The following is a 22,588-nucleotide window of genomic DNA, read 5'->3' as shown; positions in this document are numbered from 1 at the left end:
GGCGTTAATTGTCCGGCGGATGCCTGAGGCGGAGCCGAATCTTCCGCCGGACAATTAACGCCACGCTTTCTCCCTTTTACGTCTTTCCCAGATTACGGAACCGGAACCCGAGCCATATCCCCGCCCGCCGCGAAAACGTCCTGCATCAAACCGACGGTTTTCGGACGTTTCACCAATCGTCCGGCTCCCACACAAATCCAGATTTATTCCTCGAAGGCCTCCTTCACTTTTTCCATGAAGCCTTTCTTTTTCTTCTTTTCCTTTTCCCCTGTCTCTGTATTCTGATTCAGGGTATTGCCCGTAAGTTCGTCAAACCGGCGCAGCGCCTCTTTTGCCTCTGCGCTCAGTCTTTCCGGCGTCTGGATGACCAGGGTGACGTAGTGGTCCCCTCTCACCTGGGCGTTGCGCAGCGACGGCACTCCTTTGCCTTTCAGGCGCACCTTTGTGTCGGTCTTTGTGCCTGGTTTTACGGTATAGATGACATCGCCGTCCACAGTCGGTATCCTGACGTCCCCGCCGAGGGCTGCCACTGCGAAGGAGATCGGTACTGTGGAGAAGATATGCACATCCTGTCTCTGGAAGACCGGATGCCTGGAGACATTGACCTCTACGAGCAGATCGCCTCTCGGGCCGCCGTTGATCCCCGGCTCTCCCTTATCGCGGATGCGTACGCTCTGGCCATTGTCGATCCCTGCCGGGATGGTCACCTTGATCCGTTTCCGACTGGATGTGTACCCGGTGCCGGAACATTTCGGGCATTTTTCTTTGATGACCTTGCCGGAACCGCCGCAGTTCTGACATGTCTGTACATTCTGCACGGTCCCGAAGAAGGACTGCGATGTATAGACCACCTGCCCCCGGCCGCCGCATTTGGTACACGTCTCGGGGGATGTCCCCGGCTTTGCTCCTGTGCCGTGGCAGTCCTCACAGGGATCCTTCAGGATAAGGTCCAGCTCTTTCTCACACCCGAACACTGCCTCTTCAAATGTAATGCGGATACTCTTCCTGATATTCGCCCCTTTCATCGGGCCGTTATTTGCACGTCCTCCCCTGCGTCCGCCGCCGAACAGGTCGCCGAAAATATCGCCGAAAATATCACTGAAATCAGCGCCGTTGAAATCAAAGCCGCCGAATCCGCCGGCCCCTCCGGCTCCGCCCTCGAACGCGGCATGGCCGAACTGGTCATACTGGCGGCGCTTCTCAGCATCGCTCAGCACTGCGTATGCCTCGGAAGCTTCCTTAAACTTCTTTTCCGCTTCTTTATCTCCCGGATTCATGTCAGGGTGATACTTCTTCGCAAGCGCGCGGTAAGCTTTTTTGATCGCCGCGTCATCGGCATCCCTGCCTACCCCGAGCACCTCATAATAATCTCTCTTTGCCTCTGCCATAAAGTGTCTCCTACTGCGTAAAATCGCTTTCTTATAATCTTAACAAAATTCTACGAAGCCGTTTTTATGCGGCCCCGTAGAATTTTATCTCAGTTTATTTCAGCCGGAGAATTGTCAAGAGACAATCTCTTCTTCCCCGTCACGTATCATACTGTTTAGACTTCTTTGTAATCTCCGTCTACAACGTCATCTCCCTGGAAACCGTCCGGTGCCGGACCTGCTCCCGGATTCGGGCCTGCGCCTGCTCCCGGGTTCGGGCCGCCTGCTGCTCCTGCGCCTGCCTGCTCATACATCTTTGTGAACAGCTTCTGAGCGCTCTCCATCAGTTTCTCTTTTGCAGCCTTGATCTCAGCCACATCAGCGTCTGCCGCTGTCTCAGGAGTTGATTTTGCCAGCACGTCTTTGAGTGCCTGCACATCTGCCTCTACTGCCGCTTTGTCATTAGCATCCAGTTTATCGCCTACATCCTTGAGTGCCTTCTCTGTCTGGAATACCATTGCGTCAGCTTCATTTCTCGCATCGATCGCCTCTTTGCGCTTCTTATCCTGAGCCTCGAACTCAGCAGCTTCTTTCACTGCTTTGTCGATATCTGCGTCAGACATGTTGGAGCCTGCTGTGATCGTGATGTGCTGCTCCTTGCCTGTTCCAAGATCCTTGGCGGATACGTTTACGATACCGTTTGCATCGATATCGAATGTAACCTCGATCTGCGGTACTCCGCGCGGAGCCGGCGGGATACCGTCCAGTCTGAACTGTCCGAGCGATTTATTATCCTTTGCGAACTGTCTCTCTCCCTGTACGACGTTGATATCAACGGCTGTCTGGTTATCTGCCGCTGTGGAGAAGATCTGGCTCTTCTTTGTCGGGATCGTTGTATTTCTCTCGATCAGCCTTGTAGCGACGCCGCCCATTGTCTCGATGGAAAGCGACAGCGGTGTGACATCCAGGAGAAGGATATCGCCAGCACCTGCATCACCTGCAAGCTTGCCGCCCTGTACGGAAGCGCCGAGTGCAACACACTCATCCGGGTTCAGAGATTTGCTCGGTTCTTTTCCCGTCAGTCTCTTTACCTCTTCCTGTACAGCCGGGATACGTGTGGAACCGCCTACCAAAAGCACCTGGCCCAGGTCAGCTGCTGTAAGTCCCGCATCGGAAAGAGCGCGTCTTACCGGCTCAGCCGTCTTATCGACAAGGTCTCTTGTGAGCTCATCGAATTTTGCTCTTGTAAGGTTCATATCAAAGTGCTTCGGTCCCTCAGCTGTCGCTGTGATGAACGGAAGGTTGATATTTGTCGTTGTCGCGCTGGAAAGCTCTTTCTTTGCTTTCTCCGCAGCCTCTTTCAGTCTCTGGAGAGCCATCTTGTCTCCTGACAGATCCACGCCCTCTTTTGCCTTAAAGTCTGCCAGCATGTAATCTGTGATCTTCTGGTCGAAGTCATCTCCGCCGAGGCGGTTGTTTCCTGCTGTGGAAAGAACTTCGATGACGCCGTCGCCGATCTCGATGATGGAGACATCGAATGTACCGCCGCCGAGGTCATATACCATGATCTTCTGCTCTTTCTCATTGTCAAGCCCGTAAGCCAGCGCTGCTGCCGTAGGCTCGTTGATGATACGCTTTACATCCAGCCCTGCGATCTTGCCCGCATCCTTTGTAGCCTGACGCTGTGCATCATTAAAATATGCAGGAACTGTGATCACTGCCTCTGTAACCTTCTCTCCAAGGTATCCTTCTGCGTCTGCTTTCAGCTTCTGCAGGATCATTGCGGAGATCTCCTGCGGAGAATATTTCTTTCCGTCAATGTCTACCTTGTAATCTGACCCCATCTCTCTTTTGATCGAAGAGATCGTCCTGCCTGCATTTGTGACTGCCTGACGTTTTGCAGGCTCTCCTACCAGACGCTCCCCTGTCTTTGTGAATGCCACAACAGACGGTGTTGTCCTGGCGCCTTCTGTGTTCGCGATGACTGTCGGCTGTCCGCCTTCCATAACAGCCACGCAGCTGTTTGTCGTACCAAGGTCAATACCAATTATTTTGCCCATAGTAATGCTCCTCCTTTTAATACTCTTTTTTATATTCCAATTATTGTAAATGTCTGATGAAGATAAGCGCTCAATGTCAGTTTGCTACCTTTACCATGCTGTGCCGCACGACACTGTCGCGGTATGTGTAGCCTTTCTGGAATTCTTCGGCAATGATATTCTCGCCGAATCCCTCATCCTCCACATGCATCACTGCGTTGTGGAAGTCCGGATCAAATTCCTTTCCGACCGCCTCGATCGGTTTTACGCCGATCGCTTCCAGCGTAGTCATGAGCTGCTTATAGATCTTTTCCATGCCCTCCGCGAATGGGGTTGCTTTTTCTTCCTCTGTCACGGATGAAAGCCCTCTCTCGAAATTATCGACGACCGGAAGGATCTTTTCTATGATATCCTTTGCGCCGATCTCATACATCTGGGATTTTTCCTTCTCCGTACGCTTGCGGAAGTTATCGAACTCAGCCATCTGACGTGTCAGACGGTCCGTCAGCTCATCGATCTTTTCGTCTTTCTTATCCTTTTTATTCTTCTTTCCGAAAAGTTTCTTTTTTTCTGTCTTTGAGGCATCGCCTGCATCCTCGTTGGCACTGTCCGGATCTTCCCCGTCCTTTCCCGCCTCGTCAGCACTGCTGTCTTCTGCTGCCTCTGCCTCGTCACTGCCCGCAGTCTCTGCGGCAGCCTCCTCGTCTTCGGAAGCATTCTCCGCCTGCGCTTCTTCCTGCGCGGCTTTTGCCTTTGCCTCCTCAACGGCTTCTTTTACCATCTCTTCATTGCTCATCCTGTCACTCACCAGCTTTCCACCTTTCTATTCTTTCGGGTTTTTATTGTATATCGCGTCCAACTCGCTCTGAAGAGTTTTCAGCGTCTTCATGACATGTTCATAATCCATCCTTTTCGGTCCGATGATCCCGATCGTTCCCTTCATGCCCTCTCCCAGCTCATATGTGGCTGTCACGACACTGCAGTCTTTCATTGTCTTGACCGGAGCCTCGTCACCTATATAAACCTGGATCCCGTGATTATTCTCGCTGGCGAGCGTCTCTGTCACAAGATCTGCGAGCTGCTGTTTTTCTTCAAATGCGCTGATGATCTCCTGAGCGCTCTGCTTGTCGCTCAGCTCCGGGTATTTGAAGATATTCGTTGCTCCGCTGGTATAGATTTTCATATCATCTTCCACATGGATGATCTCTGCCACAGCGTCCAGCACATGACCTACAACCTGGCTGTGTATACCTGCCTGTTCTTTCAGCCTTGCGATCAGCCCCAGCGTGATCTGGTCGATCGACATACCGTTCAATGTAGTGTTGAGCAGCATATTCAGTTTCAGCAGATTTTCATTACTTAATGTTTCACCGACTTCAATGATCTTATTCTTGATCACATTGCCTCCGAGAACAATGACCGCCACGATCTGTTCCTCATCCACCTGCGACAGCTGGATGAATTTCAGAGTATTGCGGCTGTTGACCGGCGCTGAGACCATGGTCGCGTAATTCGTGTTCGAGGCAAGCACTCTTGCCGCCTGCTGGAGTACTTTTTCGACCTTGTCAGCCTTTTCGAGCATTGCGTCTTCCCGCTCGGTAATCTCCTGCTCTTTCTCCTCCATCAGCATATCCACATACAGCCGGTATCCTTTATCTGAAGGAATCCTTCCCGCTGATGTGTGGGGCTGGAAGATATACCCGAGATCCTCCAGATCCGCCATTTCATTTCGGATCGTAGCAGAGCTTAAATTCAGCTCCGTATACTTGGAAAGTGTACGCGACCCAACCGGCTCTCCGGTCTCAAGGTAGTTCTGTATGATCGCTTTCAATATGATAAGTTTTCTCTCACTTAACGATGTATCGACCGCCACAGTTCTGCCTCCTTTCCGCTATTAGCACTCCCTTGTTTCGAGTGCTAACACCTTCCGTATATTAAGATAGCACCCGGATTTCCATTTGTCAACACTGTTTCTGGATTTTTCAGATAAAATTACGCAGGGCATCATGATCTCTACGGATCATAACGCCCTGCGCTTTTCCAGCCGTCTTTCGACAGCCAGTATTTTTATTTCATCTTTCTCTGTTTTGTAACGAACACCAGAACACTGCCTGAAAACAACAGGACGAATGCCGCTGCCATAACCGGAGCGCTGTCGCCGGTGGACGGCACAGCAGAACCGTCATTCTTGTCCTTTCCTCCGCTTTCGCCCGGATCTGCAGGCTTGTCCGGATTCTCGGGCTTATCCGGATCCTCTCCGCCGCTTCCCGGATTCTCGGGCTTGTCCGGATCCTCTCCGCCGCTTCCCGGATTCTCGGGATCTTCTTTCACCGGTACAAGCTGATTTCTCGCCGCTTCCAGCTTCGCGATCATATCCGCGATCTGCTGCTGGTCTGATTCTGTCAGATCCTGATTCAACAGATCTTCTGCTTCAGCAAGCGCGTCAGACAATACCTGACCGCTCTCTTCTGTATACTTCGTCAGGTCAATCTTCTGAAGTTCGCCCACCAGCTGTTCCAGCCCGCTCTTATCTGCCTTTTTATGAAGGGCATTCATTGCATTTGCAAGAGTACTCTCAGCCTCATCCACTTCTGCCTGGACTGCATCTGCATTGTCATAAACTGCCTTTGCATTTGTAAGAGCATCTTCAAATGCCTGTTTTGCATCCGCGTCATCTACATATTGATCCAGATCTTTCAGGATCTGTTCTGCCTGCTCAATTTTATTCTTCAATTCTGTCTTATCTGCTGCCTCAATCTTCCGGAATGTTCCGCTGACCGTCACATCAGAAGCAGGCATAGTAAATGTATATACGCCGGTTTCTTCATCCACTACCGTCTCAACAGTGCTTCCGTCCTGCGCTTTCACACTGACAGAGACAAATTCATATTCCTCATATACATCAGGAGTAAGGGTAACGGTCTCTCCTTCCTCCGCTTTCAGGCTGCTCGGAATAACCGCTCCGCCTTCACTGCTCTCCAGCACGATATCGTATGAAGCTGTCCGGAAGGTGACCTGAACATTCATGTCTTCCCTGATATCTGTCAGTACAAGCTGTCCGTCATCAGGAACCGTTACCGATACGTTATTGACAATGATGCTGTCTACCTCATATCCATCATCCGGCGAGATCAGGATTACCGCGCTTCCGCCTGCCGGAACTCTCTCCGGGCCCTGAAGCTGCGCGATTCCGTTTTCCCCCGAAGTTACCGAGACTGTATAAGCTCCCTGCACGTCTTTTGCTTCTTCCCAATAGCGGTTCACCACAGCATAGTCGATACGGCTGTATCCGCCATTGACTGTAACTTTCAATGTATGATCCGCGTTCTCTCCTGCGTCCGGCACATTAACCGTCCACATCCGGGCAGAAACCTTGCCGTTCGTGCCAAGATCTGTTACGTCAAGCGTCTGGGCGCTGACCGGCTCTCCGTCCAGCTCAAATGTAAGGGTGCCGTAATCCATACCCTCTGTTGTATCGCCCATCGGTGTAACGCCGCTGTAAAGCTGTACGCCTGTGCCGTAGAAATTCAATGTGTAAGCCGCGCCGTCCATATTCGTGCGGGTAAATCCAAGATTCTGATACTGTGCATCCTGCACATGTTCCACCCATCCGTCTGCCTCATCTGCATCCTGGTTAAAGCCGCTGTTGTCCGTTCCCATCTGTTTAGACACTGCCTCCGGCTCATAAGTGAAATAATTCGTATCCCCTTCGGTTGTCCGCTGATCTACATATTCCTGTACCGCATCTGCTCCGGTGCTGCTGCTTTCCTCAATGGAAGAGGGAAGCGCACCCTTGTAAGTAACCACAGCGCCGTCGATTCCCGCCTGGCTGGCGTCTGCTTTCTGGATCTTCAGCGTATAGACTGCATTGTCTTCTGCCAAATCGCTGAATAAGATCGCGCCGCTGTTCGTTCCGGCCGTCCAGTCTCTAATCTGATGTCCTTCCGAGTCAAATACAGCTGCCCTGATATGGGACGCCTGATCCGCGCGCAGCTTCAGCTCCACGCCTGTGCCATAGAACTTGAAGGATGCCTCTGCATCTGCCCAGTTAGAGAAATGTCCGTCATTTTCTATCGGATAAGATCCGCTCATCATGCCGTCATTCGACTCCGTCTCTCTATAAGACCAGAGCTCATCATAGCTGAACCGGAACAGTCCGTCTCCAAGTGTATTGTCATTGACCTGCAGTGTATTCACCTGATCCGGGTCTTCTGCGGCAGCTTCCTGCACCTGGATCTCATAGACAGCCGGATTCCCATCCGCCTCTGTGATCACCAGACGGATTCCCTGCGCATTCACAGGCTCTCCCGCCGCCACTGTCGTCACTGCGCCGATCTCGGTCCCTGCTTCTCCGAAAGACTTCCAATCACCATTCGCATCCAGATATTCCAGATGGAACTCTTTCACAGCGCTGCCCTTTTCCAGGATCGTCACCTGATCGATCGTACAAGGAGCAAATGTGTTTGCCACGGTGTAGGTTTCGGATGTTTCTGCAGGCTGCCAGTAGGTTTCGCTGTGGGAATCAAAAGCAAATGACGCATAAGTTCCTTCCCCTGCCGAATCAGCAGAAGCTGTTGTATCTGTATCCCAGAAGTAAAGATTTGCTTCCCCGCCTCCCAGAGTCACGGTAAAGCTGTTGCCGCTGAGCTCGACCTCTTTGATCTTTCCGCTTCCATTCTCGTCTGTATCATCTTTATCTACCATATACAGTGTGTGTTCCGCCGCAAAATCAGCGTCCACTGTGACCGTGATCTCCTGGCGCGTATTGTCAGACGATCCGGCTTCCCTTGCAGGAATATTGAATTGATTATATCTTTCAGCCTGGCCGGCAACAAGACCGTTCATGATCATGAATGCCTTCGGCGCTGTCGCGCCCTCAAAGTATTCTGCGATCTCGCTCTCATACAGTCCGGGAAGCGTATTGTAGTAGCCGAGCACCACATCTCCCGTTCCTCCGTCATGAGCCTCAGAAAGGCTTGTCACACTCACATCTGCGAGACCGTATTCCAGGTTTTTATCGCTGCTGGACTCATCGTCAAAATTGCCCATGCGGAAACCATCTGCCGAGGCATTCGCCTCATTCCCGATCGTGCCCATCTTGAACATGATCCAGTCATTGTTCAGACGTGTCAGCTGATCATCAATAGCATGAACGCGGTCAATGATCTGCCCCCATTCCAGAAGCCCGCGTGTAGGCGTGCCGTCCTCATCCCACAGATAAGCGCGGTCAAACTGATATTCCAGACGGAAGAAGTTCAGCCATTTCGCTCCGGACAGGATCGAAGTATTTACGATCAGATTCTTATTGGACTGGGAATGGTTAAATGCAAACGCATCCAGATACTGCCCGAACAGGATCGGTTTGGATCCGGTTCCGTCAATGCCTCCATGAGCCAGTTCCCTGTATAACTTCCATGTATTAAGATTCAGCAGCCGGCGCGCCGCGTCCTTCTGCACGTTCTCGTTAGAGAGATTGATGCTCGACGGGTTTGCCCAGCTTGAATCGCCGTAATAATCATCCCAGCATATCATGTCTGGCTCCGCGATCCGGAAATATTCCAGAAGATTCGCGCGGCTCCACTGGTTCGGGAACTGGTTGGTATGTAAGATGACTCCCGGATAGTGTTCGCGGGTCCAGTCGAACCATTTGCCGAACGCCTCGGCTTCGCTGGTGCTGTATCCTCCCTCATCTCCGAAGCAGAAACTGATCGCATTACCGATATAAGGCTTCATGGATTCCGGGATAAAATCCGCAGGTTCTCCCGCGGAAGCCATGTTGTTTCCGCCAAACGGAGCTTTTGCAATTCCCCATAACGCATCCGGATTATACAGCATGTAGTCCGGGTTCTCAAAATCAGGGTCATAAAACAGCGGTCCATCATAACCGAACTGCTCTGATTCTTCTGCCGTGGGGATGCCTCGTCCGTAGCCGCTGCTCGGAGTCCAGCCGGACATGGTAAGTCCCCGTTCCACGACCGTAGCCTGTCCGCTGGCAAGGTACTGATGCCGATCTTCGTGCTGGTGCGGTACGCCCGCCCCTTCCGGAGCATCCTGCTTCTCCGGAACTTCTCCCGCGTCATAAAAGATCATAAACTGATATATGCGCAGATCTTTCTGATCTCCAAACTGCCAGTTCGTCACCTCAAAGCGGATGTACCTCGCGTCATAGGAAACTCCGAACTCATAGCGGGTCACATTCTGATGATACTGTGTGCCGGTATTCATATTTCCTTTTGTAACAGGGGTCTCCCAAGTCTCACCATCTGTACTTACAGAAATCCGCACGCGGTTCTGCGACAGATTCATATTGGACGGACCGAATGCCGCCCTGATCCGGCTGACGCTGTATGTGTCCCCAAGGTCCACTGTGAACAGCTCCACAGGTGTGTCAGTCCCGGAAGCATCCGGCAGGCTTCCGCCTGGCACGCTCCAATAACTCTCTTCTGTTTCCACATAGGAACCGTCTGCTTTGCTGCTTTCCGGCAGGACAACATTATAGTCCTTTTCCATGACTTCCAGAAGCTGTTCTTCATTGTCAAACGATGTAGAGACGCTGAGCGCATCCATGATCGTTTCATTCTTTACAACAGGACGGCGGTCCCTGTAATCTGTATCCACTTTTTCGACATCCACTGTATAATCCGTGGTATCTCCATTGTCAGATACTTCCACCTTAACTTCATGGCTGCCCGGTTCGCTCACATCGACTGTAAAATATCCTTCATTGTTCAGATCGCTGCCGTTCACCCGGACCTCAGCGGTATCTGACTCGGCAAAAGGATATACCTTTATCTCATTGACCGAACTGTACGCCGTGCCTTCATACTCTGTGATCTCCGGCGCAAATCCGGTGTCATTGACCGTAACCCCATCAGGAATCTCTCCCATCGGAGTAAGCTCGTATACCCGGTCAATGATCAGGTTCTCAAGCTCAGGCGCATCGGAATCGGCCGCCTCTGCGCGGACTGCCGGTACAAATGTAACTAATGTTGAGCATAAAACCGTAAAAATGCAGAGAAAGCTGAGCAGACTCTTTCTGCGCTTTCTCCGTGTACATGTTCCGTATGCTTTCGTCTTTTGCATAAAACTGTCCCCCTTGTTTGTGCTTTCTACATACTTTCTCAATAATATTATCTATTGTATCACACAAATTATTGCCAAACAATATTTTCCAAATATTTTTATTGTGTACTTTTAATATTTTTTACCGCACGTCCCGCATCGGATTATTATTTTATCATAAATTCCACAAATACAGAATTACTCACATCTATCCCCTGTTCTGTCAGCCGCAGCCGGTCTCCTTCTCTTTTCATAAGTCCCAGACCATCAAAGCGCCTGATCTTGTTTCCGTAAACTTCTTCCATTGTTCTTCCGAAATTTTCCCGGAACTCCCGGCAGGATATTCCGTTTGTCTTCCGCAGCCCGAGAAACATAAACTCTTCCATCTGATCTTCTGTCGTAAGCACCTCTATCTCCTCAGCGGCAGGTCCGGGCCGGCCGGCTCCCGCGCACACTGACCGGCTTAAGACCGGATCTCCGAAGATTTCCATATATTTTCTCATATCCGAAGTATTGTGAAACCTTTGTTCTTCCACAAGGGACGAAGCCCCCAGTCCCAGTCCCAGATATGGCTTTCTCTCCCAGTACCCGAGGTTGTGTCTGCACTCATATCCCTGCTTTGCGTAATTTGAGATCTCATATCTGTGATATCCGTACTCCTCCAGGACAGCCTCTGTCATCTGATAGATCCGCCTCTCCGTATCCTCATCCGGCAGCATCGGAAGAGCGCCGCCACATAGATCTTTTTCTCCGCTTCCGTATCTTTCGTAGAACGGCGTCCCTTCTTCTATGATCAGACTGTACGCGGAAAGATGTTCCGGCCCAAGCTCTGCCGCCGTGCGGAGGGTGCGTTCCCAGCTTTCCTCTGTCTGCCCCGGTATCGCTGAGATCAGGTCCACATTGACATTGCAGAATCCCGCTTTCCTTACGATCTCCCACGTATCCAGGAACTCGCGGAACGTATGGATCCGCCCAAGCATTTCCAGTTCTCTGTCATCCACTGACTGGAGCCCGATGCTCAGCCTGTTGACGCCGCACTGCCTCCACACGGCCGCTTTCTCTCCGGTCACCGTGCCGGGATTTACTTCCATGGTGATCTCCGCGTCCCTGCTGATGTCAAAGTTCTCTCCCAGGGCATGAAAAATCCGGGCGGTCTCCTCCCCTGTCAGTACAGAGGGAGTCCCACCGCCCAGAAACACTGTGCTCACACGGTAATCCCTGTAAGCCTCTCTTCTTCCTTTGATCTCCCGGAGAAGGGCCTCTGTGTAAGCTGCCTTCTCCGCCTCCCCGGCCGGTCCGGAGAGAAAATCACAGTACGCGCATTTTTTTACACAGAATGGGATATGCACATACAGTTCCAACTCCTTTTTCACGTTCCTGCTCCTCCCGCCGGTCTGTATACATCTTTCAGTCCGGCGCTTTTCCCGCGCGGCGGCGCCTGTGCCGCCCATGCGCCGATTGTCCCTGTATCAGTCGTCATCCAGCTTTAAGACGCTCATGAACGCCTTCTGCGGGATCTCTACGTTCCCCACCTGGCGCATGCGCTTCTTTCCTTCTTTCTGCTTTTCCAGCAGCTTCTTTTTACGGGAGATATCGCCGCCGTAGCACTTCGCCAGCACGTCCTTGCGCATTGCCTTTACAGTCTCCCTGGCAATGATCTTGCTGCCGATGGCTGCCTGGATCGGGATCTCGAAGAGCTGCCTCGGGATCTCTGCCTTGAGCTTCTCGCACATCTTCCTTCCCCTCTCGTACGCGCTTCCCGCAAATACGATAAAGGACAGGGCGTCCACTTCTTCTTTATTGATCAGGATGTCCAGCTTCACAAGCTCGGAGCGCTGGTATCCCATCATCTCATAATCAAAAGACGCATATCCCCTGGACCTTGATTTCAACGCGTCAAAGAAATCATAGATGATCTCATTGAGCGGGAGATGGTAGTTGAGGACCGCGCGCTTCTCTTCGATATACTCCATGCCCTGGTAGATCCCGCGCCGCTCCTGGCACAGGTCCATGATCGCGCCGATGTACTCAGAGGTCACCATGATCTCTGCCTTGACCATGGGTTCTTCCATATAGTCGATCTCCGCCGGGTCCGGCATGTTCGTCGGGTTCGTCAGATCAATGACCTCCCCGTTCGTCTTGTGGATCTTATAGATTACGCTCGGCGCGGTCGTCACAAGATCCAGATTGTACTCTCTCTCCAGCCTCTCCTGGATGATTTCCAGATGGAGGAGCCCCAGGAACCCGCAGCGGAATCCGAATCCCAGGGCAACAGATGTCTCTGCCTCGAACTGCAGGGCAGCATCATTGAGCTGAAGCTTTTCAAGTGCATCTCTCAGGTCCGGATACTTCGCTCCGTCCGCAGGGTAAAGCCCGCAGTACACCATGGGGTTGACCTTCTTATATCCCGGCAGCGGCTCTGCGCACGGAACCTGGGCGTTGGTGATCGTATCGCCCACCCGGGTCTCTTTTACATTCTTCAGGCTTGCCGTAATGTAGCCGACCATCCCGGCTTCCAGTTCCTCGCAGGGGATGAACTGCCCTGCCCCGAATGTCCCGACTTCCACGACCTCCGCCTTTGCCCCGGTGGCCATCATCAGGATCGGCGTTCCCTTGCGCACGGTTCCCTGTTTGATCCGGCAGAATACGATCACCCCTTTATAGGAGTCGTACTTGGAATCAAAGATCAGCGCCTGGAGCGGGGCGTCCGCATCTCCCTCCGGAGCGGGGATCTTCCTGACGATCTGCTCCAGCACTTCGTGGACATTCTGACCGGTCTTCGCGGAAATGAGCGGAGCATCGTCCGCCTCAATGCCGATGACGTCCTCGATCTCCTCCTTGACCCGTTCCGGATCCGCGCTGGGCAGGTCGATCTTGTTGATCACGGGCATCACATCCAGGTCATGGTCCAGCGCCAGGTACACATTTGCCAGCGTCTGCGCCTCCACTCCCTGCGCCGCGTCCACCACGAGGATCGCGCCGTCGCAGGCAGCAAGGCTCCTGGAGACTTCATAGTTAAAGTCCACGTGCCCCGGGGTATCGATCAGGTTGAAGATATACTCCTCCCCGTCGTCCGCCTTGTACACCGTACGGACTGCCTGGGCTTTGATCGTGATGCCTCTCTCCCGCTCCAGGTCCATATTATCCAGCACCTGGGACTGCATCTCGCGGCTGGTCAGAAGCCCGGTCATCTCGATGATCCGGTCCGCCAGGGTGGATTTTCCGTGATCGATATGCGCAATAATACAAAAATTCCTTATCTTACTCTGATCTATAACTGACACTTTCTTTCCTCCAATCCCGGTTCAGTGCGCGGAGTGCTTTACGAGAAAAAGCTCCACTGCCAGATGGTCTGTCAGTAAGCCCGTCTTGACCCGCTGTTCGATATCTGCCCCTTCTTCCATTGTCTCCCTCAGTTCCTTTGTATGGAACCGCTTTGCCTGATCCATATATCTTCCGGCGGCAAACGGATGGAGTCCTGCCTTTGAGGCGATCTCCTTTCTCCCATATCCCTGCTTTAAGAGTGCCTTCACATGAAAGAGGATCCGGTACTCCCTTGTCAGAAGGAAAAGGATCCGCATCGGCGGCTCTTTCAATGCAAGCAGCTCATAGTACAGATCCAGCGCCTTCCTCTGGTTCTTATCCGCGACCGCATTGACCATCTCAAAAATATGGCTCGTGATCTGTGTGACGCACACAGCGTCCACATCTTCCCTTGTAAGGGTGTCCCTTTCCATGGCATAGCAGACCAGCTTTTCCATCTCCCTGAGGATGTTCTCCATATCCGTCCCTACTTTATTCAGAAAGTAAGCGATATCCGACGGTTCCATCGTCTTATGCTCTTTTTTCACAAGACTCTGGACCCACCGCCTGAGCGTGTTCTCGTCCTGCACGCCCAGCTCCGCGATGTGTCCCTTTGCCTTTACTGCCTTGTACAGCTTGCTGCGCTTGTCCACTTCGCTTTCTATAAAAATGAAATACGTCGTATCCGGCATCCCGCCGCTGATATAATCCGCCATATCTGCGCCGGAATTCTTGAAAAAGCCGGTATTTTCAAACACGATCAGCCTGCGCTCCGAGAAAAACGGAAGCGTCTCCGCCAGGTCGATGACCTCTTTGATGTCCGTATTCTTTCCCTCGTAGTACGCATAATTCATGGTATCCCCTTCGGGGAGCATGGCCTTGATGAAGCGTTCCTTATACTGCTTTTTCAGATAAGCCTCCTCCCCGTACAGGAGATAGATCTGTTTGAAATTCCCTGTCTTTAAATCTTCATTCAGACTCTTCATTGTCCTCTCCTACACAGCATCCGGACGGCTTTAGTCTTCCTCCTCCGTCTGTACGGAATAGGTTTGTCTCTTTCTCGCCATCTCATCGCTTGCCAGGTATTCATCGTAAGTCGTGATCTTGTCGATGAGCTGTCCGCCCGGCACGATCTCCATGATACGGTTTGCTGTGGTCTGCACGATCTGATGGTCTCTCGATGTAAACAGCAGCACGCCCGGGAATTTGATCAGGCCGTTGTTGAGCGCGGTGATCGCCTCCATATCCAGATGGTTGGTGGGCTCGTCGAGGAGCAGGACATTTGCCCCGGAGATCATCATCTTGGAGAGCAGGCAGCGCACCTTTTCCCCGCCGGACAACACTTTGACCTTCTTCACTCCGTCTTCTCCCGAGAACAGCATACGTCCGAGGAATCCGCGGACATAAGTCACATCTTTTTCCTCAGAATACTGGGTCAGCCACTCAGTGATCGTATAGTCGCTGTCAAATTCGCCGCCGAAATCCTTCGGGAAATAAGCCTGCGATGTGGTCACACCCCATTTATAAGTACCTTCGTCCGGCTCCATCTCCCCGATCAGGATCTTGAAAAGCACTGTCTTCGCCAGCTCATTGCTTCCCACAAACGCCACCTTATCGTCATGTCCCAGGGTAAAGCTGATATTGTCAAGGATCTTCTCCCCGTCAATGGTCTTGGAAAGGCCTTCCACCGTGAGCACCTCATTTCCGATCTCGCGGTTCGGACGGAAATCGATGTACGGATATTTCCTGCTGGACGGCTTGATCTCATCGAGCTGGATCTTCTCCAGGGCGCGCTTTCTGGACGTCGCCTGCTTGGACTTGGAAGCATTGGCGGAAAACCGCGCGATAAATTCCTGCAGCTCTTTGATCTTCTCTTCCTTCTTCCTGTTCGCTTCCTTCATCTGACGGATCAGGAGCTGGCTGGACTCATACCAGAAGTCATAGTTTCCGGCATAGAGCTGGATCTTGCCGTAATCAATATCCGCGATCTGCGTACATACCTTATTCAGGAAGTAACGGTCATGGGATACGACGATGACCGTATTGTCAAAATTGATGAGGAACTCTTCCAGCCACGCGATGGCATCCAGGTCAAGGTGGTTGGTCGGCTCGTCAAGGAGCAGGATGTCCGGGTTGCCGAATAAAGCCTGGGCGAGGAGTACCTTCACCTTCTCCGGGCCGGTCAGCTCCTTCAGATATTTATAATGAAGGTCTGTCTCAATGCCAAGTCCGTTCAGGAGCGACGCGGCATCAGCCTCCGCCTCCCAGCCGTTCATGGTCGCGAACTCCGCCTCCAGCTCGCTGGCGCGGATCCCGTCCTCATCTGTGAAGTCCTCTTTGGCATAGATCACTTCTTTTTCCTTCATGATCTCATACAGCCTTGCATTTCCCATAATAACTGTATCAAGCACTGTATATTCATCATATTTAAAGTGGTCCTGCTGCAGGAAGGAAAGCCTCTCACCGGGAGTGATAACGACTTCCCCTTTGGTCGGTTCGAGCTGGCCGGAAAGGATCTTAAGGAACGTAGACTTCCCCGCGCCGTTCGCGCCGATCAGGCCATAGCAGTTGCCTTCTGTAAATTTGATATTTACATCCTCAAAAAGCGCCTTTTTCCCTACCCGAAGCGTCACATTATTTGCACTGATCATTCTTATATCTCCTTACTGTCATAAAAATTGTTTCCAGGATATCCGGCAGGCTGCCCTGCCATGAGCGCGCACTTATGCACTATCGCATATCTTAACATGGGCGGAGCGTAAAATCAATCACTCCGTCACACATTATGCGTGTGTTTTCCCGGCAGGTTCCTGCCCTGGCCTTCGACTTTTTCGGTCGAAAATCGTCGAACCATTCTTATTGTATGTCACATTTCTGCAATTTACGATAATATGGGTGTGCAAAATGAACAGGCGCCTCAGATCAGAGAGGAGTATTCATATGACTTATGAACAAATTATCATCAGCACTCTTGACTCATTTGGAGTCAGCCGTTCTTACACAGGTTATGATTATGTGGTCCACGGACTCCTTCTCATTATTGAAGACCGCGAGCGTCTGGACTGCATCACAAAATCCCTGTACCTGGACATTGCCAGTCATTTTCACACGAGCTGGAACTGTGTAGAGAAAAATATAAGAACGGTAGTCACTTCTGTCTGGGAATCTCACAACACAGAACTTCTCGACCTTATCTTCAACAAATCCCGCCGTGACAGAAAACCAACGAATAAAGAATTCATGAAATACATGTATGACTATATACTGTATGCAGGCAGACACATCCAGAGCAGCGGTAAAAATATGGCCGTCCTTTGTCCGCTCTCCAACAGATACTGCGAATCTCTGATGCTCTTCTATGTCCGTCTCTCACGGATACTGGAATGACAAGGAGGCGGGTCCTCCCGCCTCCTGTCCGCTGCCTGCGCATGCACTACGATGCTTTTTCCATACGGATCATTTCCCGCACCGCTTCCACAGCCGTCCTGACAGCGCCGTCCGTGTCGTGTACCTGCCGGTTCTCCAGTCCCAGCTTTTCGCGCTCCTGGTTGGCGATAGCGAGGAATACAGACCCCACGCGCGCCCGCCGGTACGCTCCCACGATAAAAAGCGCCGCGGATTCCATCTCTGACGCCATGCATCCCATGCGCAGCCATGCCTCCCATTTGTCCAGAAGCTCATAGCTGACCGGGTGCTTCTCCGGCTGATGCTGCCCGTAAAAAGAATCCTTGCACTGTACAACGCCGGTATGATAGGGCATGCCCAGTTTTTTTGCCGCGTTTACCAGGGCATTCGTCACTTCCAGGTCCGGCACCGCCGGGTATTCCACAGGGGCGTACTCCCTGCTCGTCCCCTCCATGCGGATAGCTCCCGTCGCGATGACAAGGTCGCCGCCGCACACTTCTGTCTGCATCCCGCCGCATGTCCCAACCCGGATAAATGTATCCGCGCCGCAGTTGCACAGTTCCTCCATGGCGATGGACGCGGAAGGCCCGCCGATCCCTGTGCTGGTCACGCTCACTTTCTCCCCGTCCAGGGTCCCGGTGTAGGTCACAAACTCCCGGCTGTCCGCCGCCAGATAAGGATTTTCAAAATACTGCGCGATCTTCGCGCACCGTTTCGGATCCCCGGGGAGGATCACATACCTGCCCACATCTCCCGGCTTGAGCCCTACATGGTACTGGATCCCTGCTCCTTCTGTGTAGTCTACCATTCCTGTCAGCCCCTTTCTTATTTCTGATCTCTTATTCTGCTCCCGCCTGCTTTGCCAGCTTCACGATCCGGCTCGTCCCCAGCCGGTCCGCACCCAGCTCCAGGAACTTCTCCGCGTCCTCCAGGGTGGAGATCCCGCCTGCTGCCTTGATCTTCACTCCGCTTCCTACATGTTCCGCGAACAGCCGGATATCGTCAAATGTGGCGCCCGCCCCGCCGAATCCTGTGGACGTCTTGATATAGTCCGCCCCTGCCCGGGTCACTGTCCCGCAGAGTCTGATCTTTTCCTCCTCCGTGAGGAAGCATGTCTCGATGATCACCTTGAGGATCCTTCCGCCCGCCGCCTTTTTCACCGCGCGGATTTCCTCCTCGGCCAGGTCATACCTCCCGTCCTTGACCCATCCGAGATCGATCACCATATCTACCTCATCCGCGCCGTTTTTCACCGCGTCTGCCGCTTCCGCCGCCTTGACCGCTGTGGTATGATACCCGTTCGGGAATCCGATGACCGTGCACACTGCCATCCGGCTCCCCACATATTCTTTTGCCTGCTGCACATAAGACGGCGGTATGCACACCGAAGCAGTCTGATACTCTATCGCTTCATCGCACAATTTTCTGATCTCTTCCCATGTCGCTGTCTGGCTGAGCAGCGTGTGGTCCACATGTCTTAAAATTTCCTCAACCCTCATCCGGTCTCCTCCTTACACTCTTCCGCCTCACAGCCGGAACCCCATCGGGGCCAGCCTGTCCAATGTATATACCTCATACTGCTGCCCGTTTACCGCGAGTATGACCTCAAAGTCCGGGCCGCAGAACTCCAGCATCACCTGCCTGCACACACCGCAGGGCGGGCAGGGCTTCTCCGGTTCCCTCTCCCCCGGTCCTCCCGCGATGCAGATTGCCCGGAAACTGCGCACGCCTTCGCTCACTGCCTTAAAAAAAGCGGTCCTCTCAGCGCAGTTCGTCGGGGTGTAGGCGCTGTTCTCAATATTGCATCCCGTGTAGATCCCGCCGCTGTCTGAGAGCAGCGCCGCCCCTACCCGGAAATCCGAATACGGCGCATACGCGTTTTTCCTCGCTTCCAGCGCTCTGCTGATAAGCTCCTGTATCTCTTTTTCCGCCAGCATGTCTCTGCCTCCTGTTCTTGTCTTCTGCCAGGGAGCAGGCTGCCGCTCCTGCCGGGCAGCCCGTTCCTTTCTTCATTAATACTCACACAGGACAATGACCCTCTGGGGCGTTGTCTGTGCCGGGATGCTGAATGTGGCTGCCGTATAGTAGACGAGCAGTTCTGAATTCTCAGGGCTGCACGTATACTGCTGCCCGTTCAGCGTCTCCACATTCGTAGTCGGGCCGATATTCAGCCTGAGCGCATTGTCCTCAGAGGTCAGGCTGTCGTCAAAATAACTGAGCTTCACCTGCTGGTTCCTCCGAAGCGACGTGACCAGCTCCGCCCGGTACTGGGGCGGGTATACCGCCGGGGTCGGAAGGTTCGCGTCATAGAAGACCGCGATCCTCATACCGGGGCGGAGGCGGACATTGTCCACGATCACCGTCTCCCCTGTCACCACTGCATTTACAATATTGGAATTACTGACCAGCGACACCATCATCGTGCAGCAGGAATCGCCCCTGTTAATACTCTGTATGATGCCCTCCACACGCTCAAAAGTCTCGTATGCCATGACAGAAAGATCTCCTTTTCATCCACATGATCATCTCCCTATCATTGTATGCATTTCCTCACACTCATGACCATACCTGATATGCCGCTTCTTTTTCAATGCCTCCAGGGGATACCGCCGTGTACTTCGTTCAATGCCTCTGGGACATATCGCTGTACACCTCGCAGAACCTGGCGGCAAACGAGGGCTCTTCCCCTGCCATGGAAAGATGCGTCACATCCCCAAGCTTCAGGCCGCGGAAATATGCACACCCTTTTTCCCTCTCCTCTGTGACCACTTCTGTCACAGAAGTCGGCGCCAGCGCCAGGCTGTGCCACATCGTAAAGGGCGAGAGGGACCACAGATGGGCGAGGAGCGCGCAGGTGATCCCAAAATGACAGAAAAATGTCACGGTCTCTGTACTCTCCTTTTCTACTCTGTAATGCCCTCCTTCCCTGACATATCCCCGTTCCGCCAGAAAAGCGTCAAATTTTTCCGTCACATCATCATACACCTGTACCACGTCCGAGCATCTGCTGACCTCAGACTCTCTCCACAGAATGCCGTCCGAGTATTCTCTGTGCTCTGTCCAGTAAGACGGGATCACATCCCAGACGATCCTGGGCTTATATATGCCGTCCTCCTTTTCAGCGTTCGGATAGGCTGCCCTTAAATGTTCCGCCCGGTTCAGGTCGATCTGCGCCGGAAACTCCCGGAGCCAGTCCAGGGTCACTGCCGTCCTCCCGAGTTTTTCCAGGCTGTAGGCTGCCGTTGCCTGCGCTCTCCCGAGCGGCGAGACAAAACAGGTCCCCAGATCAAGCGCCGCCGCCCTCTCCGCCAAGGCTGCCGCCTCCCGCCGTCCTTTCTCAGTCAGTGTATCATTTACATAATCCGGATCTCCATGCCGGATAAACAGTATCCTCATCCGTCTCCTCCTCTGCGGTCACCCGCCTGTTTATTTCAGGTCCAGCTCGCCGGCCAGCCATCTTTCCGCCAGCTCTGTCCAGAGCCCCACTTCGTCCAGCAGCCCGCGCAGCCATTCCTTTACCTCAGGCGTCCAGCGTTCTCTCTTCCTGCCGTCCAGGGCGAACTCCCGGATCAGCTCCTCTCCCCGCTCAGGGGGACAGGGTGTTCTGCCGGCTGACACAGCCTCTGCGAGCAGACGGATCTGCTCCAGGGTATAGAGCTCTTCGGATTCTTTATCCAGCCATTCCGGCGTTGCCACGGACATCCCGTGTACCCCGTCAGAGAAAACGTGATGCGCGTAAGGGACGCCTGCCTTCCTGCACGCCCCGGCAAAGAGATAACTGTTCTCCACCGGCACGCTGGCGTCTGTGGCAGTCTGCCAGAGAAAACAGGGCGGCGTATCCTCTGTCACATGTTTCTCCAGGGACATATACTCCAGGTCTTTTTCATCCGGATCTGCCCCGAGAAGAGCGCGGAACGACTCCCGGTTCGCATATTCCCCGGAAGTGATGACCGGATAGCAGAGAACTGCCGCATCCGGCCGGTTTGACACCTCACCGTACTCCGGATCCGGGTCTTTGATATCTTCATAGTGGACACAAAGCGACGCGCAGAGATGCCCTCCCGCGGAGAACCCGCACACCGCGATCTTCAGCGGGTCGATATTGCACTGCGCGCTGTGTGCGCGGATGACCCTCACTGCCCTCGATATATCCTGCAGGGGCTGCATCCCAAGGGGCGCATCCAGCTCATCCAGGTGATTGACCGTATAGGCAAGGACAAATACATTATATCCTGCCCGGTAAAATTCCAGAGCCGGGAGATTTCCCTCATACGGGGACGCATACCGGTATGCCCCTCCCGGCGCGACGAGCATGGCCGGCCGGATCTTGTCATCCTCGTGCATATAGCTTACTATGAACGGGACAAAGCCATACGCTGCCGGATAACTGTACTCCCCTTCTTTCCATATCGCTGTTTTCTCTCCGATCAAAACGATCTCCTCCTTTCATGGGTTTCAGGCTGTAACCTTTCCCCTGATACAAAGCGGGACAGAGTGCTTCCGCCCATGCCGGCAGAAACTCTCTGTCCGCCAGAAAGCCTGTCTTAGATTATAATTCCACGTCTTTTAAATACGGATTTTCCGCCTCGTAAAATTTCTCTTCCTCAACGGTCCGCGCCAGATCCATATCGATCGGCATTTTGCCGAGCACCGGCACGCCCATCTCCCCGGCGATCTGATCGATGTGGCTCTCGCCGAACACCTTGATCTCTTTGCCGCAGTCCGGGCATTTCACATAGCTGTAATTCTCCACGATGCCGAGCACCGGGATGTTCATCTGCTCCGCCATATTGGCAGCCTTTTTCACGATCATCTGCACAAGGTCCTGCGGGGATGTGACGATCACCACGCCGTCCACGGGCAGGGACTGGAACACCGTCAGCGGCACATCGCCTGTTCCGGGCGGCATGTCCACAAAGAGATAATCAAGATCCCCCCACATTACGTCGGTCCAGAACTGCTTCACCACGCCCGCGATGATGGGTCCTCTCCAGATCACCGGCTCGGATTCATCCTCCAGCAGCAGGTTCACGGACATGATCCTTGTCCCGTCCTTGGCTGTGCACGGGATGATGCTGTCCTCCGTGCCTCTCGCCTTCTCATGGATCCCGTACATCTTCGGGATGGACGGACCTGTGACATCCGCGTCAAGGATACCCACCGTATAGCCTTTTTCCCTCATCATCCTGGCAAGGGATGCTGTGACGAGAGACTTCCCGACGCCGCCTTTGCCGCTGACCACGCCGATCACCCGTTTGATGGATGAATACATATTCATCGGCTCACGGAAATCTGTCTTCTTGCTCGTACAGGAATCCGCATGGGCGCACCCTGCGCAGGACTCCTCTGTACATCCGTTTGTATTCTGTTCTTCTGGCATGATTCATTTACCTTCTCTCTTAAAATATAGTC

At 53.1% G+C, this 22,588-nt stretch carries 17 protein-coding genes; 1 reads left to right on the top strand and 16 read right to left on the bottom strand.

Annotation, left to right across the window (positions count from 1 at the left end; translation table 11 throughout):
* Positions 1-203: 203 nt before the first annotated feature.
* The 9 genes from dnaJ to B5G27_RS15390 form a co-directional block, all read right to left on the bottom strand.
* Complete coding sequence (dnaJ, locus tag B5G27_RS15430) at positions 204-1,388, bottom strand: molecular chaperone DnaJ (protein ID WP_087179738.1); 1,185 nt, start codon at positions 1,386-1,388, stop codon at positions 204-206.
* 155 nt (positions 1,389-1,543) lie between these two features.
* The gene (dnaK, locus tag B5G27_RS15425) at positions 1,544-3,427 is read right to left on the bottom strand and encodes a molecular chaperone DnaK (RefSeq protein WP_087179737.1); all 1,884 of its coding nucleotides are present in this window, start codon (positions 3,425-3,427) and stop codon (positions 1,544-1,546) included.
* A gap of 76 nt (positions 3,428-3,503) precedes the next feature.
* Positions 3,504-4,202, bottom strand: coding sequence for a nucleotide exchange factor GrpE (grpE, locus tag B5G27_RS15420; protein ID WP_087179740.1), 699 nt, complete (start codon positions 4,200-4,202; stop codon positions 3,504-3,506).
* Positions 4,203-4,229: 27 nt separating this feature from the next.
* A complete protein-coding gene (gene hrcA / locus B5G27_RS15415) occupies positions 4,230-5,279 on the bottom strand; it encodes a heat-inducible transcriptional repressor HrcA (RefSeq protein ID WP_087179736.1) in 1,050 nt (349 codons plus the stop codon).
* 194 nt (positions 5,280-5,473) lie between these two features.
* Positions 5,474-10,489, bottom strand: a complete 5,016-nt coding sequence (locus B5G27_RS15410; RefSeq protein WP_087179735.1) for a discoidin domain-containing protein — start codon at positions 10,487-10,489, stop codon at positions 5,474-5,476.
* Positions 10,490-10,635: 146 nt separating this feature from the next.
* A complete protein-coding gene (gene hemW, locus B5G27_RS15405) occupies positions 10,636-11,841 on the bottom strand; it encodes a radical SAM family heme chaperone HemW (RefSeq protein WP_087179734.1) in 1,206 nt (401 codons plus the stop codon).
* Positions 11,842-11,937: 96 nt separating this feature from the next.
* Positions 11,938-13,752 carry a translation elongation factor 4 gene (gene lepA / locus B5G27_RS15400; protein ID WP_087179733.1) on the bottom strand — a complete coding sequence of 605 codons (1,815 nt, stop codon included), beginning with the start codon at positions 13,750-13,752 and terminating at the stop codon, positions 11,938-11,940.
* A 21-nt stretch (positions 13,753-13,773) separates the two neighbouring features.
* Complete coding sequence (gene holA, locus B5G27_RS15395) at positions 13,774-14,757, bottom strand: DNA polymerase III subunit delta (RefSeq protein WP_087179732.1); 984 nt, start codon at positions 14,755-14,757, stop codon at positions 13,774-13,776.
* Between the two features lie 30 nt (positions 14,758-14,787).
* The gene (locus B5G27_RS15390) at positions 14,788-16,422 is read right to left on the bottom strand and encodes an ABC-F family ATP-binding cassette domain-containing protein (protein WP_087179731.1); all 1,635 of its coding nucleotides are present in this window, start codon (positions 16,420-16,422) and stop codon (positions 14,788-14,790) included.
* A gap of 289 nt (positions 16,423-16,711) precedes the next feature.
* On the opposite strand from B5G27_RS15390, the gene B5G27_RS15385 reads away from it, so the two are divergent.
* Positions 16,712-17,158 (top strand): sporulation initiation factor Spo0A C-terminal domain-containing protein, encoded by a 447-nt coding sequence (locus B5G27_RS15385; RefSeq protein ID WP_162611270.1) that lies wholly within the window; start codon positions 16,712-16,714, stop codon positions 17,156-17,158.
* A 46-nt stretch (positions 17,159-17,204) separates the two neighbouring features.
* On the opposite strand, the gene udp is transcribed toward B5G27_RS15385, so the two are convergent.
* The 7 genes from udp to B5G27_RS15350 form a co-directional block, all read right to left on the bottom strand.
* Positions 17,205-17,984, bottom strand: coding sequence for a uridine phosphorylase (udp, locus tag B5G27_RS15380; RefSeq protein WP_087179729.1), 780 nt, complete (start codon positions 17,982-17,984; stop codon positions 17,205-17,207).
* Between the two features lie 31 nt (positions 17,985-18,015).
* Positions 18,016-18,675 carry a deoxyribose-phosphate aldolase gene (gene deoC / locus B5G27_RS15375; protein WP_087179728.1) on the bottom strand — a complete coding sequence of 220 codons (660 nt, stop codon included), beginning with the start codon at positions 18,673-18,675 and terminating at the stop codon, positions 18,016-18,018.
* Between the two features lie 27 nt (positions 18,676-18,702).
* On the bottom strand, positions 18,703-19,110 hold the full coding sequence (cdd, locus tag B5G27_RS15370) for a cytidine deaminase (protein ID WP_334293401.1): 408 nt from the start codon (positions 19,108-19,110) through the stop codon (positions 18,703-18,705).
* A gap of 78 nt (positions 19,111-19,188) precedes the next feature.
* Entirely contained in the window at positions 19,189-19,668 is a 480-nt protein-coding gene (locus tag B5G27_RS15365; RefSeq protein WP_087179726.1) for a hypothetical protein, read from the bottom strand.
* Positions 19,669-19,798: 130 nt separating this feature from the next.
* A complete protein-coding gene (locus B5G27_RS15360; protein WP_087179725.1) occupies positions 19,799-20,572 on the bottom strand; it encodes a histidine phosphatase family protein in 774 nt (257 codons plus the stop codon).
* Positions 20,573-20,602: 30 nt separating this feature from the next.
* A complete protein-coding gene (locus B5G27_RS15355) occupies positions 20,603-21,607 on the bottom strand; it encodes an alpha/beta hydrolase (RefSeq protein ID WP_087179724.1) in 1,005 nt (334 codons plus the stop codon).
* 118 nt (positions 21,608-21,725) lie between these two features.
* The gene (locus B5G27_RS15350) at positions 21,726-22,556 is read right to left on the bottom strand and encodes an Mrp/NBP35 family ATP-binding protein (protein WP_087179723.1); all 831 of its coding nucleotides are present in this window, start codon (positions 22,554-22,556) and stop codon (positions 21,726-21,728) included.
* Between the last annotated feature and the right edge of the window lie 32 nt (positions 22,557-22,588).

Source organism: Lachnoclostridium sp. An76 (assembly GCF_002161355.1).
Lineage (GTDB): Bacteria > Bacillota > Clostridia > Lachnospirales > Lachnospiraceae > Mediterraneibacter > Mediterraneibacter caccavium.
Note: the sequence above shows the minus strand (reverse complement) of the source record. Positions and strands in the feature narration are given on the sequence as shown.